The 15,329-nt window shown below is 28.4% G+C and carries 14 protein-coding genes and 1 tRNA gene; 2 read left to right on the top strand and 13 right to left on the bottom strand.

Annotated features, from left to right (window positions below):
- Positions 1-7 precede the first annotated feature (7 nt).
- The 13 genes from ilvN to Q7K47_09630 form a co-directional block, all read right to left on the bottom strand.
- Entirely contained in the window at positions 8-496 is a 489-nt protein-coding gene (ilvN, locus tag Q7K47_09690) for an acetolactate synthase small subunit (protein ID MDP0507466.1), read from the bottom strand.
- A complete protein-coding gene (gene ilvB / locus Q7K47_09685) occupies positions 489-2,204 on the bottom strand; it encodes a biosynthetic-type acetolactate synthase large subunit (GenBank protein ID MDP0507465.1) in 1,716 nt (571 codons plus the stop codon). Before ilvB (Q7K47_09685) ends, ilvN begins: the two co-directional genes overlap by 8 nt.
- Before the next feature lie 406 nt (positions 2,205-2,610).
- Complete coding sequence (locus Q7K47_09680) at positions 2,611-2,841, bottom strand: ACT domain-containing protein (protein MDP0507464.1); 231 nt, start codon at positions 2,839-2,841, stop codon at positions 2,611-2,613.
- Position 2,842: 1 nt separating this feature from the next.
- Entirely contained in the window at positions 2,843-4,489 is a 1,647-nt protein-coding gene (gene ilvB, locus Q7K47_09675) for a biosynthetic-type acetolactate synthase large subunit (protein ID MDP0507463.1), read from the bottom strand.
- Positions 4,490-4,497: 8 nt separating this feature from the next.
- Positions 4,498-6,111, bottom strand: a complete 1,614-nt coding sequence (gene ilvD / locus Q7K47_09670) for a dihydroxy-acid dehydratase (protein ID MDP0507462.1) — start codon at positions 6,109-6,111, stop codon at positions 4,498-4,500.
- Positions 6,112-6,510: 399 nt separating this feature from the next.
- The gene (locus tag Q7K47_09665) at positions 6,511-7,164 is read right to left on the bottom strand and encodes a SprT family zinc-dependent metalloprotease (protein ID MDP0507461.1); all 654 of its coding nucleotides are present in this window, start codon (positions 7,162-7,164) and stop codon (positions 6,511-6,513) included.
- Complete coding sequence (locus Q7K47_09660) at positions 7,151-7,666, bottom strand: NUDIX hydrolase (GenBank protein ID MDP0507460.1); 516 nt, start codon at positions 7,664-7,666, stop codon at positions 7,151-7,153. Before Q7K47_09660 ends, Q7K47_09665 begins: the two co-directional genes overlap by 14 nt.
- An 18-nt stretch (positions 7,667-7,684) precedes the next feature.
- Positions 7,685-8,404: an HAD-IB family hydrolase gene (locus Q7K47_09655; protein MDP0507459.1), complete on the bottom strand. Its 720-nt coding sequence runs from the start codon at positions 8,402-8,404 to the stop codon at positions 7,685-7,687.
- Between the two features lie 32 nt (positions 8,405-8,436).
- On the bottom strand, positions 8,437-9,450 hold the full coding sequence (rfbB, locus tag Q7K47_09650; protein ID MDP0507458.1) for a dTDP-glucose 4,6-dehydratase: 1,014 nt from the start codon (positions 9,448-9,450) through the stop codon (positions 8,437-8,439).
- 13 nt (positions 9,451-9,463) lie between these two features.
- Positions 9,464-10,027, bottom strand: coding sequence for a dTDP-4-dehydrorhamnose 3,5-epimerase (gene rfbC / locus Q7K47_09645; GenBank protein ID MDP0507457.1), 564 nt, complete (start codon positions 10,025-10,027; stop codon positions 9,464-9,466).
- Between the two features lie 19 nt (positions 10,028-10,046).
- Positions 10,047-10,925: a glucose-1-phosphate thymidylyltransferase RfbA gene (gene rfbA / locus Q7K47_09640; GenBank protein ID MDP0507456.1), complete on the bottom strand. Its 879-nt coding sequence runs from the start codon at positions 10,923-10,925 to the stop codon at positions 10,047-10,049.
- A gap of 130 nt (positions 10,926-11,055) precedes the next feature.
- Positions 11,056-11,760 carry a 5'-methylthioadenosine/adenosylhomocysteine nucleosidase gene (locus Q7K47_09635; protein MDP0507455.1) on the bottom strand — a complete coding sequence of 235 codons (705 nt, stop codon included), beginning with the start codon at positions 11,758-11,760 and terminating at the stop codon, positions 11,056-11,058.
- A 61-nt stretch (positions 11,761-11,821) separates the two neighbouring features.
- Positions 11,822-11,910: transfer RNA gene (locus Q7K47_09630), tRNA-Leu, on the bottom strand.
- A gap of 150 nt (positions 11,911-12,060) precedes the next feature.
- On the opposite strand from Q7K47_09630, the gene Q7K47_09625 reads away from it, so the two are divergent.
- Together Q7K47_09625 and Q7K47_09620 are read left to right on the top strand one after the other, a co-directional pair.
- Complete coding sequence (locus Q7K47_09625; protein MDP0507454.1) at positions 12,061-13,458, top strand: aminopeptidase P family protein; 1,398 nt, start codon at positions 12,061-12,063, stop codon at positions 13,456-13,458.
- Between the two features lie 183 nt (positions 13,459-13,641).
- Complete coding sequence (locus Q7K47_09620; GenBank protein MDP0507453.1) at positions 13,642-15,288, top strand: DEAD/DEAH box helicase; 1,647 nt, start codon at positions 13,642-13,644, stop codon at positions 15,286-15,288.
- The last annotated feature ends 41 nt before the right edge of the window (positions 15,289-15,329 follow it).

Here is a 15,329-nt window from a genome sequence, read left to right as displayed (position 1 = left end):
AATCCTCCTACATTTTTTCCCCTCTTGACATTGCAAGGGTTCCTGTTTTGGCTACTTCTAAAATTCCATATTCCTTCATGAGTTCTAAAAATCCTCTGAGTTTAGGAACTTTTCCAGTAAGCTCAATAACAATGGAGTTAGAGGCGACATCTAGTATTTTACCTCTGTAGACATTAGCTATTTCAACTATCTGTGAACGTGTTTCAGGAGTTGTATTAATTTTAATTAACATCAATTCTCTTCTAATAACATTTTCTTCAGGAAAAATTTTAACTTTAACTACATCAACAATTTTATATACTTGTTTTTGTATTTGTTGTAAAATTTTTTCGTCTCCTTGGACACTTAATGTAAGCCTAGCATACCCTTCTTTATTAGTTGCTCCAGCAGTCATTTTTTGTACAAGATATCCACGTTTATTAAAAAGGAGCATAATTCTAGCTACAATTCCATTTGTATTTTTAGTAATAATTAAAACTTCTGAGGTTTTAGTCATTTAAATCAACTCCTTTCTTTCCAATCATTTCTTCAACAGAGCTATTACCAGGAATCATAGGTAAAACATTCTGTTTTTTATCAACTATAAATTCTATTATTATAGGTTCGTTTAAATTCATTAAATTTTCTAGATTGTGATCTATTTCTTCTTTTGTAGAAAGTTTTATAGATTTAATCCCATAGGCTTCTCCTATTTTTATAAAATCAGGATTATAAGTTAGATTTACTTGAGAATATCTTTTTTCATTAAATACTTCTTGTAATTGTCTAACCATACCTAAACAAGAATTATTAATAATTAATATTTTTACAGGAAGATTAAATTCTTTTAAAAGTATTAATTCTTGCATGGTCATCTGTAAGCTTCCATCTCCAACTATTAGAACTATATTTTTATTAGGATTAGCTATTTGGGCTCCTATTGCAGCAGGCAGTCCAAATCCCATAGTACCAGCTCCTCCAGATGAAATAAGAGAATTGGGATTATCAAAGTCAATAAATTGAGCTGTCCACATTTGATGTTGTCCAACATCTGTAGCAATAATAGTATCTTCTTTTAATGATTTATTAATTTTATTAAAAACATATTGAGGTGCTAAAATATCTTTGCTATCAGGTATTATTAAAGGATAATCTTTTTTCCAAGTATTTACCTGTTCAATCCAATTTTTATGAACTAGTTTTTCCAAAGTAGTATTGAATTTATTTAAAACATATTTCAAATCTCCAACAATTGGAACATTGGAAATTATATTTTTATCAATTTCAGCAGGGTCAATATCAATATGAATAATTTTTGCATTTGGACAGAATTTTTTAATATTTCCCGTAACTCTTTCATCAAATCTCATTCCAGCAGCAATAATTAAATCAGCATGGTTAGTGGCGTAATTTGCTGCAACTCTTCCATGAAGTCCAAGCATTCCTGTCATTAAAGGATGAGTGCTCGGGAATCCTCCTAGACCAAGTAATGTACAAGTAACAGGCGCTTCAATCTTTTCAGCAAAAGCTATTAATTCTTCAGAAGCTTTAGATTTAAGAATTCCTGCTCCAGATATTATTAAAGGATTTTTAGAGTTTTTTATAAGTTCAGAAGCTCTTTTTATTTGACCGTTATGTCCTTTGTAAGTAGGGACATAACCTTCTAATTTAAGTTCTTCGTTAAATAATTCTTCAAATTCTGAAATAGTAATTTCACTAGCCTGTATATCTTTTGGAATATCAATTAGTACAGGTCCAGGCCTACCAGTTTTTGAAAGATAATGAGCTTCCTTGATTATTCTAGGTAAGTCTTTTATGTCTGTAACAAGATAATTTGTTTTTGTTATAGGGATTGTAATTCCTACAATATCTGTTTCTTGAAAAGAATCTGTTCCTAGTAAGGTTGTTTGAACTTGTCCTGTTATAGCAAGCAAAGGAACAGAATCCATATGAGCAGTCATAATTCCAGTAACAATATTAGTAACCCCAGGTCCAGATGTAGCTAAACAAACTCCAACTTTGCCACTAGATCTAGCATATCCATCAGCTTCATGTATTGCTCCTTGTTCATGTCTTGCAAGATAATGCTTTATTTTTTTGAAATTATAAAGTTCATCATAAATTTTAAGGACGGATCCACCAGGATATCCAAAAATATCTGTAACTCCTAATCTATATAAAGATTCTAATAAGATTTTTGCTCCGGTTATTGTTTTTGATTTCATAAAAGAACACCACCTTTTGATATTTTATAAATAATTTTATATAAACAAAAATGACTCAATGGAATAATTTCCACTGAGTCATCAAAAAGTTTTGATAAAATTATAAATTTAAAGATTAAATATATTCAAAAATATTTTTAAGAAAATATATTTATACTTAAGTATTACAAAATTATTATCAGTAACTTTAGGGTAATTCAATGGAATTGAACCTATAACGAGACCGATAAGGACCAGTAATATGCTTATTATAAATATTATTTCAAATACAAACATTTTATTCTCCTTTTTTAATTATTTTCGATATACTATCAGAAAAATGCGTAGAAGTAAAATATATTTAATAAACAATAAGTATTCCAAAGATATATGGTGTAAATGTTCTGTGCGTTAAAGAGAAATTTAATTAATTATTTTCTTTAAGTTCGAAGACGTCAAAAACATCAACAAGTCTTTCGATTTGATTTTTTAAATGAATTCCTTTTTTGTTTTCTTCAGAAAAAGTAAGAGTAATATTAGAAGTTTTTTCATTAACTTTAAAAGAGAATTCATTTATAAATATTCCAAGTCTACTAGTTAATCCAATAAGTCTACTTAGAGCCCAAGGATTGTGCTTTGCTACAATTAAAAGTTTCATATTAACCTCCTAAAATCATTTCATTTATATTTCCTTTGGCAGGAACCATAGGATAAGTATTTTCTTCTTTTGTTACTTTAATATCTATTAAAACAGGTTCATCTGTAAATAAATTTTCTTTCAAAACTCTTTCTAAATCTTTAGGATCTTCAATTTTTACAGAATTAATACTATAAGATTTTCCTAAAGCTACAAAATCAGGATTTTGATCTAAACTAACAGAAGAATATCTTTTATCAAAAAATAATTCTTGCCATTGCCTTACCATTCCAAGATAAGAATTATCAATTATAATTATTTTTATAGGTAGCTTGTATTGAGAAATAGCCATTAATTCTTGACTGGTCATTTGAAAACCTCCATCTCCTAAAATTGCTACAACTTTAGACTGAGGATTTCCCACTTGAACTCCTATTGCAGCAGGCAGTCCAAATCCCATAGTACCAGCTCCTCCAGAAGTACAAAGAGGATGATTTAAATTATAAAATTGAGCAGTCCACATTTGATGTTGTCCTACATCTGTAACTACATAAGCTTCAGGTAAAAGTTTACTAATTGCATCTATAGCTTGTTGAGGTTTGATGAAATCAGAAATCTCATAGTTAAAATAAGTTTCTTTTTTTAATTGAGATATATGATCATTCCAAAGAGAATAATCTCTGTGTACATAAGGGGTAAGTAAATTTAAAATCTCTTTAGAATCTCCAACAAGATGTGTACATTTTTTAATTTTATTAATTTCTACTCTGTCAATATCAATATGAATTATCTTAGCCTTTGGAGCAAAAGTTTCAACATTACATGTGACCCTGTCATCAAAACGCATTCCAATAGCAATAAGAACATCTGCTTGAGAAACTGCTTTGTTAGCTACAACACTTCCGTGCATTCCTAACATTCCAAGAGATAAATTATTATTCAGTATTCCCAGACCCATAAGAGTAAAAGCTATTGGAGAATTAATTTTTTTGGCAAAATTTAGTAATTCCTTTTTTGAATTTTTTGATCCTCCCCCTGCTAAAATTAAAGGCTTTTTACAGGAATTTATAATTTGGATAACTTCTTTTAGTTTGGACATATCAGTTGCTTTTTCTATATGAAAATTAGAGTCAGAATATTGTCTTTCAAATTCTTTAAAATCTATTTCTTGCATTTGAATATCAACAGGAAAATCTATTAGAACTGGCCCAGGTCTTCCATTCTTGGTAATATATAAAGCTTCTTTGATTATTCTAGTTAAATCATTAATATCTCTTACAAGATAACTATGTTTTGTTATAGGCATTGTAATAGTCATAATATCAGATTCTTGAAATCCATCAGTTCCAATTTCATTACAAGCAACTTGTCCAGTTATAGCGAGTAGAGGAACAGAATCCATATGAGCAGTCATAATTCCAGTTACTAAGTTAGTTGCTCCAGGTCCGGATGTAGAAATACAAACTCCAGTTTTATTAGTTGTTCTAGCGTAACCGTCAGCAGCATGGGAAGCTCCCTGTTCATGACGGGCCATAATATGGTTAATTCCGTTAAAATCAAAAAGTTCATTATAAATAGGAATTACTTTTCCCCCTGGATACCCAAAGATATCTTTAACGCCCTGTCTTTTTAAAGTTTCTAATAATATTCTAGCACCATTAATTTTCATAAAACACCTCATAATTTCTTTAAACAAATACTTTTATTATTATGCTGTACAGGTTTAAAATTTTTCATTCTTTTTTTAATTTCATTTTCAGTAAGTTTAACATTTAAAGTTCCATTGGGAATATCTATTTCAATGATATCATTATTTTCAACAATTCCAATTTCTCCATATTCATAAGCTTCAGGACTTATATGACCAATTGAGGCTCCTCTAGTAGCACCAGAAAAACGTCCATCTGTTAAAAGAGCAACATCTTCATCTAATTTCATCCCTGCAATTGCAGCAGTAGGTGAAAGCATTTCTCTCATTCCAGGACCACCTTTTATTCCTTCATATTTGATGACTATAACATCACCTTTTTTTATTTTATTTCCATAAATTGCTTCAATAGCTTCTTCTTCTGAGTTAAAAACTTTAGCTGGACCAGAATGGACCAACATTTTCGGTAGAACTCCAGCACTTTTAACAATACATCCATTTTTAGCAATATTTCCTCTTAAAACTGAAAGTCCTCCAGTGTTATTATAAGCATTTTCAAAATTACGAATAACATCATAGTCTAGTACTTTAGCATTTTCAGCGATTTCTTTCTGAGTAACTAAAGATACAGTCATAGTTGGATTAATAAGTTTAAGTTCATTAAGATTTTTCATAACTCCAGGAATTCCACCAGCTGCATCAAGATCTTCAATGAAATATTTTCCAGAAGGAGATAATTTACAAAGTTGTGGCGTTTCTTTTGAAGCTTTATTAAAATCATGTAAATTTAGATCTATTTTCATATTTTTAGCAATTTCACAAAGATGAAGGGTTGTGTTAGTAGATCCTCCTAAGGCCATATCAACTCTTAAAGCATTATAAAAACTTTCTTTTGTCATTATTTGTGAAGGAGTTACATTTTTTTCTAAAACCTTCATAACTTGCATTCCAGTTAATTTTGCAAGTCTTAATCTTTTTGAATAAACAGCAGGAATTGTACCATTTCCAGGTAATGCCATTCCAAGAGCTTCAGTTAAACAGTTCATAGTGTTGGCTGTATACATTCCAGAACAAGAACCGCAAGTAGGGCAAGCAATATTTTCAACTTCTTTTAGTTCTTCTTCTGTAATTTCATTGTTTTCAAATTGGCCAATGTATTCAAAAACATTGCTAAGACCTATTTTTTCATTTTTGAAATTTCCTGCAAGCATTGGTCCACCACTTACAAAAAGACATGGAATATTTAATCTAGCTGCAGCCATTAACATTCCAGGAACAACTTTATCACAGCTAGGAATAAAGATCATAGCATCAAAGGGCATAGCCATTCCAGTAGCTTCAATAGAATCGGCAATTATTTCTCGAGTAACAAGAGAATATTTCATTCCTTCATGATTCATAGCGAGTCCATCACAAATAGCAATAGTATTAAATTCCATAGGAATTCCTCCAGCAGTTCTGACTCCAGCTTTAACAGAATCAATAATACTTCTCAGGTGCATATGTCCAGGAACGATTTCGTTAAATGAACCAGCTATTCCTATTAAAGGCTTTTTAATTTCTTCATCAGTAAGTCCTAAAGATTTTAAAAGGGACTTATGGGGAGTTCTTTTAACTCCATTTTTGATTTCATCACTTCTCATAATAAATTCTCCTTTGTCTGTATAAATAAAAAAGCCGACATTTAAATGTCGGCTGTGAGTGCTTTTTAACATAATAATTTTTGATAACCAAAAATTATAGTTAAACTAAAATTTTCTCTTCACTGGAAGCCAACGTTTTGATTTTAATTTTAACTATTATAATTATTATGTTAAGTATTAGTCCTATTATAGATATAGTTTTAAAATTCATAAGGTTAACCTCCTAATTAAATTATTTTGTCTTTTAAGTTGGTACGAGTATATCAAATAAAAAAACAATTGTCAAATTATTTTTTTATTTTAAGAGCCATAATTATAAGTCCTATTAAAATTCCTCCAATAAAAGGGCTCCATTTTTTCCAAATTTTCCAAATATTTTTCATATTTCCTCCAGGTATTTTAAAGAGATTTCCGTTCTTTCCAATCAGGCATAAAAATCTCAATATAGTTATAAAAAGCCTTACTATGATTAGGATGAACAAGATGTGCAATTTCATGTAAAATAACGTATTCAATAAACCTAATATTTTTTTTCATGAGTTCTGAATTTAAGTTTATAATCTTTTTATTATAGTTACAAGATCCCCAATTGGATTTTAAAGTTTTAATATTAAATTTTGTGATTTTTTTATTTGTAAGAGTTAAATATTTAACTAAAATTTTTTGAAATAGAATTTTTCCTTGTTCTTGATACCAAGAATTTAAAATATTTTTAGTTAATGAAGAATTGTTTGGTTCAGGAGTTTCTACAATCAAAAAATTATTTAAAAAATAGACTTTATATTTAGAACTTAATTTTAACTTAAGAAAATATGGAGTTCCTAAATAGAAAATCTGACAATTGTTACAATAAGAACAGGGGATTAGTTTAGATTTTTTTTTATTTTCTTTTAGTTTTTTATCTATCCAAGTTTGTTTTTTTGAAATAAAATTATAAATATATTCATCTTTTAAAAAAATCGGAGAAGAAATATATATATTTCCATCTCCTTTTATTTTTAGTATTAAATTTTTAATGTTTTTTCTTGTTATTATTATTTTAGGCTTCATCATTCTTTAACCTTAAAAGTTCATAAATTCTAATAAGATAGTAAGTTTTAAAATCGCTAGATTTAGAAAGAGCTAGATTTAAATCTAGCCATTCTCCTACTAATTCTTCATCTTCGTCTAAATTTAAAGGCTTTTGTTTTATATTATTATCTTTTATTTTTAAAATATAAAGGTTTAGTTTTTCAGTGGTATAGCCTGGGGAAATAGCTAGAGGTTTATTGTCTTGAAAAATAATTTCATAGTCTTCTTTATAAAAGCCACTTTCTTCTTCAACCTCTCGATAAAGAGCATCTTTAGGAATCTCTCCAGGATCAATTAGTCCAGCTACTACTTCAGTTGAAATATTGTTGGTACCAGGTCTAAATTGACTTACAAAATAACCTTTTTTTCCGTCATTTGAAATAATTAAAGCAGCAATAGCATCTTGTTTATTTAAAAATTCTAAAGTCATTCCATTATTTGGATGGATCATTTTAGTTGGTTTTAAAAATTTAAACTCATTCATAATTATCCTCCTAGATATTTAATCTATAATTTCTGTATTTAAATCTAATTTATAAATAACATCTTTTCTTTCTACAATAATTTGCGTTATTTTAGACAATTTTTTATCAGCTTTTAATTGCTTAAAGAATTCTTTAGAGGGGTTGATAGTTATAGGATTTCCAACAGAGTTTAGCATAGTGTAATCTCCTGATGTATCTCCATAAGCAAAACTTTTATTTAAATCAATATCATATTGATCACAAAATTTATTCAAAGCTTGAATTTTGTGAACAGAATCCCACATAGGGCCAATTTCTCCTGAAAAAACTCCATTTTTTACAAAATAAGTAGATCCACAATAATCATCAGCTTTCCATTTTTCAGCCATACGTTTAACTAAAAAATCAGGACTTCCAGATATAAAAATAACTTTATGTCCTTGTTCTTTATGCCATTTAATTCGATCTCTTGTATATTTATATACTCTATTTCCTTTTAATTTCATAACTTGATCTGAAATAAAATCATTATCTTTAACAGAAAATCCTTTAATAGCTTCAACATATACTTTAGTCAAATCTAAAAGATAGTTATCATAGTCTCCCATCCTTTCAGACCATAAAGTATAAGTCTTTTTAACGTTCTCATCATAAATTTTATAGTCTAAAAGTTCATATTTAATCATTTTTTTAAAATGTTCAGTTAAAAGTGAGTTTCTATAAATTGTACCATCAATATCAAAAAAAGCTCCAATCATAATAATACCTCCTAATATATTTTATTCAGCATTTATTCATACATTTTCTTATAATAATTTTTGTATTCTCCATTGATTATATTTTTCCACCAAGGAGTATTGTCTAAATACCATTTAATAGTTTTTTGTATTCCTTCGTCAAATAGTGTAAGGGGCTCCCAACCTAATTCATTTTTTATTTTTGTAGGATCTATGGCATATCTCATATCATGACCTGGTCTATCTGTTACATATTTAATTAAAGATTCAGATTTTCCTAAAGTATTTATAATTGTTTTAACAACTTCTAAATTTGTTCTTTCGTTATGACCACCAATATTATAAACTTCACCAATTTTTCCATTATGAATTATCATATCTATAGCTCTACAATGATCTTCAACATAAAGCCAGTCTCTTACATTTTCACCTTTTCCATACACAGGTAATTCTTTATCATTTAAAGCATTTGCAATCATTAATGGAATTAATTTTTCTGGAAAATGATAAGGTCCATAGTTATTAGAACATCTTGAAATTGTTACAGGAATTTTAAAAGTTCTATAGTATGATTGTACCAATAAATCTGCTGAAGCTTTTGAAGCTGAATAGGGACTTGAAGTATGTATTGGTGTTTCTTCTGTGAAAAATAAATCAGGTCTATCTAAAGGTAAATCTCCGTAAACCTCATCAGTTGAAACTTGATGATATCTTTCTATTCCGTATTTTTTACAAGCATCAAGTAAAACTCCTGTTCCTAAAATATTAGTTTTTAAGAAAATTTCAGGATCTTCAATAGATCTATCCACATGACTTTCTGCAGCAAAATTTACAATCATATCTGGTTTTTCTTTTTCAAAAAGATTATAAATAAAATTTCTGTCTGCAATATCCCCTTGTATAAATTTAAAATTAGAATTGTTCATAACATTTTTTAAAGTGGCTAGATTTCCAGCATAAGTTAGTTTATCTAAGCATATTATTTTATAATCATTATATTTGTTTAACATATAGTGAACAAAATTTCCACCTATAAATCCTGCTCCACCAGTTACAATTATTTTCATAAATATTCTCCCTTTATTTTATTTTGTTGTATATGAAATTCACATCAGAATCACAAAGTTTTGGAGCCTTTGCATCTTTTTCAGAAAGAATGGGTTCTTCTATTTCCCAATTCACATTAATTTCTTCATCATTCCAAATTATATTTCTGTCTGATTCGTAATTATAGTAATTATCTGCTTTATAAAGAAATTCAACTTCATCAGTTAAAGTTAAAAAACCATGAGCAAATCCTCTAGGGATTAAAAATTGTTTTTTGTTTTCAGCAGAAAGTTCTACACTGAACCATTTTTTATATGTTGGAGAACCTTCTCTTAAATCAACAGCCACATCTAAAACAGCTCCTTTAGAGCACCTTACAAGTTTAGCTTGTGAATGTTTTCCTTTTTGGAAATGAAGTCCTCTAAGAGTTCCTTTGACAGATGAAAATGAATGATTATCTTGAACAAAATTATAATGAAGTCCTGCTTCTTCCATTTTCTTTTGCGACCATGATTCCATAAACCATCCTCTATTATCTCCAAAAACTTTAGGCTCTATAATAAAAAGATCTTCTATATTAGTTTTTATAACTTTCATTTAAGCTTTCCTCCGTAGATTAATATTTGATTTTTCCTAAAGCAACTTTTTTTAAATATTGTCCATAAGTAGATTTTCCATAAAGATTAGCTGCAGTTAACAGTTCATCCTTTGTTATCCAATTATTAGTATAGGCGATTTCTTCAAGAGCAGATATTTGAATACCCTGTCTATTTTCAATAACTTTAACAAATTCACTAGCATCAGATAAAGAATCTACAGTTCCTGTATCAAGCCATGCATATCCTCTTCCTAAAGTAACCACATTAAGAGAATTATCTTCTAAATACATTTTATTTAAATCAGTAATTTCAAGTTCTCCTCTTTTAGAAGGTTTAACCTTTTTAGCAAATTCAACAACTCTATTATCATAAAAGTATAAACCTGTAACACAATAATTAGATTTAGGATTTTCTGGTTTTTCCTCTATTGATATAGCTTTTCCATTTTTATCAAATTCAACAATTCCAAATCTTTCGGGATCATTTACATAATATCCAAAGATTGTAGCTCCATTTTTATTTGAGCTTGCTTTTTTTAAGTGATTACTAAGTCCTGCTCCGTAAAAAATATTATCTCCAAGTATCATTGCACAAGAATCTCCTTTAATAAAATTTTCTCCTATTAGGAAAGCTTGGGCAAGACCATCAGGGCTAGGTTGCTCAGCGTAACTTAAATTTATTCCATAACTAGATCCATCACCTAATAGTTTTTTAAAATTAGGTAAATCTTGAGGTGTTGATATTATTAAAATATCCTTTATTCCAGCTAACATAAGTGTAGATAAAGGATAAAAAATCATGGGCTTATCATATACAGGTAAAAGCTGCTTAGAAGTTACCATTGTTAATGGATAAAGTCTAGTTCCAGATCCTCCTGCTAGTATTATTCCTTTCAAATTGTCCCTCCTAAAAAATATATAGTATTATTCTATCATCATTAATGTTACTTTTCAATAAGTATTACATTTAAGAAAATAAAAAAAACTAGAGCTTTATTTTAAGACTCTAGTTTTTTAAAAAGTATGTTTATATATGTTTAAGCATATCAATAACAATTTTAGCAGAATGATCAGCAGCAACAGGTTTAAATTCATTATAATCCATATGAGCAGAGCCATCAGCTTTATCAGACATAGCTCTTAATACAACAAAAGGAATATTATAGTTAAGAGAAACTTGTGCCACAGCAGCTCCTTCCATCTCAGTTGCTTTAGCTCCAAAAGTTTCTCCAATAAAATTAACTTGTTTTTTATTAGCTACAAATTGATCACCAGTGGCAATAGTTCCAAGGAAAACTTTGTTTTTTCCTAAAATTTTAATGGCAGAATTTTTAGCAGTTGTAACTAATTTTTCATCAGCTTTAAATTTTATAGATTTTTCTCCATCGATTAGTCCTAAAGGACATCCAAAACCAGTAAGATCAAAATCATGTTGAACTAAGTCAGTAGAAATAACTAAATCTAAAATGTTAAGAGAGTTATCTATTGCTCCAGCTATTCCTGTAAAAATAATTTTAGAAACATTAAATTTTAAAATAGCAGTATTAGCTCCAATAGCAGCATTAACTTTTCCAACACCACATTTAAAAATAACTACATTTTTCTCAGAAAGTTGTCCTTCATAAAAAATAGTTCTACCTATTTTTATTTCTTTTTTATTTTTCATAGAGCTAAGCAAAATATCTATTTCAGCATCCAAAGCTCCAATAATTCCAATTTTTTCCAAAAACATAAATCCTCCTATATATAAATATAAAAAAAAGGAGAATAAAATCTCCTTAAATATTTTTAAATGGTGCCTAGGGCCGGAATCGAACCGGCACGGTATCAAGATACCACGGGATTTTAAGTCCCGTGCGTCTACCTGTTCCGCCACCCAGGCATTTGTTGTTTCAACGAATATAAGTATACTAGATTTTAGAAATTATGTCAATAAAAAAATTAAAAAAAATTAAAAAAAATTAAAAAAATTGATTTTTCTTTATTTAAATAATATAATTTATTATAAAATAAAGACTGAAGAGGTGAAATTATGTTTTCAAGAGATACTTATGAAAAAAGAAGAATGGCATTAAAACAAGAATTTGAAAAGGGATTGATATTAATTTGTGGGAATACGCTTTTACCTATGAATTTTAAAGATAATAATTTTAGATTTATACAAGATTCTACTTTTTTATATTATTTTGGTTTAAATAGAGAAAATCTTTTTGGAATTATAGATATAGATAATGATGAGGAATATATTTTTGGAGATGAAATAACAATGGAAGATGTTATTTGGATGGGACCTCAAGAAAAATTAAAAGATCAGTGTGAAGAAGTTGGGATTGAAAATCTGAGACCCCTTAGTTATTTATCCAATTATATACAAGCTACTTTAGATAAAAGATTACCAGTAAGGTTTGTACCTATATATAATCCATCAATAAAAATAGAAATAGGAGAATGTTTTGGAGTAACAGCTAAAACAATAAACACATATGCTTCTGAGGAACTTTGTTATGCTGTAGCAAAACAAAGGAATTTAAAATCTCCAGAGGAAGTTAAAGAAATAGAAAAAGCAGTTAATATAACAAGAAAAATGCATTTAGAGGCAATGAGGAAAGTTAAACCAGGAATGAAAGAATATGAAGTTGCTGCATTATTAGAAAATATAGCAAAAAGTAAAAATTGTTTATTGTCTTTTCCAAGTATATGCACTAAAAATGGTCAAATTTTACATAATAATTCTTATGAAAACACATTGAGAGAAGGAGATTTATTATTAATAGATGCAGGAGCAAGATTGAATAATGGATATTGTGGAGATATGACAACAACAATTCCTGTATCTGGAAAATTTAATGAAAGACAAAAAGAAGTTTATAATATTTTAATAAAAATGTTTAATAGAGCAGAAGAATTAATTGCTCCGGGAATAACATATAAAGAAGTTCATTTGGAAGTTTCTAGGGTGCTAGCCAAAGGGTTAAAAGACATGAAAATTTTAAAAGGAGCAGTGGATGAGATAGTTTTAAAAGGAGTACATGCTTTATTTATGCCTCATGGTTTAGGACATATGATGGGATTAGATGTTCATGATATGGAAAATTTTGGAGAGGTAATTGTGGGATATAATGGACAAGCAAAAAGTGAACAATTTGGATTATCTTCTTTAAGATTGGGTAGAGAATTAGAAGATGGGTTTGTTTTTACTGTAGAACCTGGAATATATTTTATCCCAGAATTGATAAAAAAATGGAGAAATGAAAATAAATTTTTAGAAAATATAAATTATTTAGAGCTAGAAAAATATATGGATTTTGGTGGAATGAGATATGAAGGAGATTTTTTAGTTACTAAAAATGGTGGAATGAGATTGGGAGAGGCAATGCCTAAATCCTCAGAAGAAATAGAACAAGAAAGAGAAGAGGCTTTTAATAACTAAAATAGAATTAAAAAAAAGTTAGTGTAAGATTTATGAGCAATCAATATTTTTATTGGTTGCTTTACTTTTTATATTAATTGTATTGTTAAAAATAATATACATTTTGTATGATATATGATATACTTATTAAGTTAAAGACTAAACTGTGAATAAAAAATTAAAATATATTTAAGGAAGTGACGAATGAACAAATTAGAAAAATTTAGAGAGCTTGGATTGGGAGATAAGACAATTAAAGCTTTATCAAAAAAGGGGTTCGAAGAACCTAGCCCGATACAAGCATTAACTATACCAGTATTATTAAAGGGAGAAAAGGATGTTATAGGTCAGGCTCAAACAGGAACAGGGAAAACAGCTGCTTTTGCATTACCAATACTAGAACAAATAGAAAAAAGTAATGGAGCAGTTAGAGCCATAATACTTGCTCCAACTAGAGAACTAGCTATTCAAGTTGCAGAAGAAACAAATTCTTTTGCGATAGGAAGAAAAGTTAAAGTTTTACCAGTATATGGTGGGCAAGCAATTGATCAACAAATAAGACAAATAAGAAAAGGTGTAGATATAGTTGTAGGTACTCCTGGAAGAGTAATCGATCTTATAAAAAGAAAGATATTAAAATTAGATAGTATTGATTATTTTATTCTTGATGAGGCAGATGAAATGCTTAATATGGGATTTATAGACGATATAGAGCAAATTTTAAGTTATACTAAACCAGAAAAAAGAATGTTGTTTTTCTCAGCTACAATGCCAAAAGAAATTTTAAAAATAGCTGAAAAGCATATGAGAAAAGATTATGAAGTTTTAAAAGTTAAAGCGAAGGAATTAACAACAAACTTGACAGATCAAATATATTTTGAAGTAAAACAAAAAGATAAATTTGAAGCACTATGCAGAATAATTGATTTAGAATCTGAGTTTTATGGAATAGTATTTTGTAGAACAAAGAATGATGTAAATGAAGTTACAGGGAAATTAAATGATAGAGGTTATGATGCTGGAGAACTTCATGGAGATATAACTCAAAACTACAGAGAAAAAACATTAAAAAGATTTAAAAAGAAAAATATAACAATATTAGTTGCTACAGATGTTGCGGCTAGAGGAATAGACGTTAATGATTTAACACATGTAGTGAATTATTCAGTTCCTCAAGAAGCAGAAAGTTATGTTCATAGAATAGGAAGAACAGGAAGAGCAGGAAAAGAAGGAACTGCAATTACTTTTATAACACCTTCAGAATATAAAAGATTACTTCAAATTAAAAGAGTTACTAAAACAGAAATAAGAAAAGAAAAATTACCAGGAATTAAAGATGTAATTGTATCTAGAAAACATAGAATAAAAGAAAATGTTATAGGAAATTTAAAAGAAAATGAAATGGCTGACTTTAAAGATATGGCTTTAGAATTGTTAAAAGAAGGAACTCCTGAAGAAGTTCTAGCAGCAGTACTAAAATTAAATTATGAAGATGTTTTAGATAGTTCAAATTATAATGAAATTCAAGAGGCGACAGTAGATAACACAGGAAAAACTAGATTATTTATTGCTTTAGGAAAAGAAGATAAAATGACACCTAAAAAAATAGTGGATTTAATAGTTAAAGAATCAAGAGTATCTAGCGCTAAAATAAAAAATGTTGAAGTTTATGAAAACTTTTCATTTATGAATGTTCCTTTTGCTGAAGCAGAACAAATTTTAGAAATATTTGCAAAAAGAAGAAAAGGAAGAAAACCTTTAGTAGAAAAAGCTAAAGTAAGAAAAAGATCAAATTCAGGATCAGAAAGAAACGAAAGACCAAGAAGAAGAGATAATAACAGAAAAAAATAATTTAATGATAACTGCTCTCAATTTAATAGATAACTATTAAT

Source organism: Fusobacterium sp. JB019 (assembly GCA_030673965.1).
Classification (GTDB): domain Bacteria; phylum Fusobacteriota; class Fusobacteriia; order Fusobacteriales; family Fusobacteriaceae; genus Fusobacterium_B.
The sequence above is the reverse complement of the archived record's forward strand: the minus strand, read 5'-3'. Positions and strand labels throughout refer to the sequence as shown.

Excerpts from the sequence above, each read along its gene's own strand:
- rfbC (MDP0507457.1), bottom strand. The coding sequence starts at position 10,027 with ATGAAAGTTATAAAAACTAATATAGAAGATCTTTTTATTATAGAGCCT.
- Q7K47_09620 (MDP0507453.1), top strand. The coding sequence starts at position 13,642 with ATGAACAAATTAGAAAAATTTAGAGAGCTTGGATTGGGAGATAAGACA.
- ilvD (MDP0507462.1), bottom strand. The coding sequence starts at position 6,111 with ATGAGAAGTGATGAAATCAAAAATGGAGTTAAAAGAACTCCCCATAAG.
- Q7K47_09660 (MDP0507460.1), bottom strand. The coding sequence starts at position 7,666 with ATGAATGAGTTTAAATTTTTAAAACCAACTAAAATGATCCATCCAAAT.
- ilvB (MDP0507465.1), bottom strand. The coding sequence starts at position 2,204 with ATGAAATCAAAAACAATAACCGGAGCAAAAATCTTATTAGAATCTTTA.
- Q7K47_09665 (MDP0507461.1), bottom strand. The coding sequence starts at position 7,164 with ATGATGAAGCCTAAAATAATAATAACAAGAAAAAACATTAAAAATTTA.
- ilvN (MDP0507466.1), bottom strand. The coding sequence starts at position 496 with ATGACTAAAACCTCAGAAGTTTTAATTATTACTAAAAATACAAATGGA.
- rfbB (MDP0507458.1), bottom strand. The coding sequence starts at position 9,450 with ATGAAAATAATTGTAACTGGTGGAGCAGGATTTATAGGTGGAAATTTT.
- Q7K47_09655 (MDP0507459.1), bottom strand. The coding sequence starts at position 8,404 with ATGATTGGAGCTTTTTTTGATATTGATGGTACAATTTATAGAAACTCA.
- Q7K47_09680 (MDP0507464.1), bottom strand. The coding sequence starts at position 2,841 with ATGAAACTTTTAATTGTAGCAAAGCACAATCCTTGGGCTCTAAGTAGA.
- Q7K47_09635 (MDP0507455.1), bottom strand. The coding sequence starts at position 11,760 with ATGTTTTTGGAAAAAATTGGAATTATTGGAGCTTTGGATGCTGAAATA.
- ilvB (MDP0507463.1), bottom strand. The coding sequence starts at position 4,489 with ATGAAAATTAATGGTGCTAGAATATTATTAGAAACTTTAAAAAGACAG.
- Q7K47_09625 (MDP0507454.1), top strand. The coding sequence starts at position 12,061 with ATGTTTTCAAGAGATACTTATGAAAAAAGAAGAATGGCATTAAAACAA.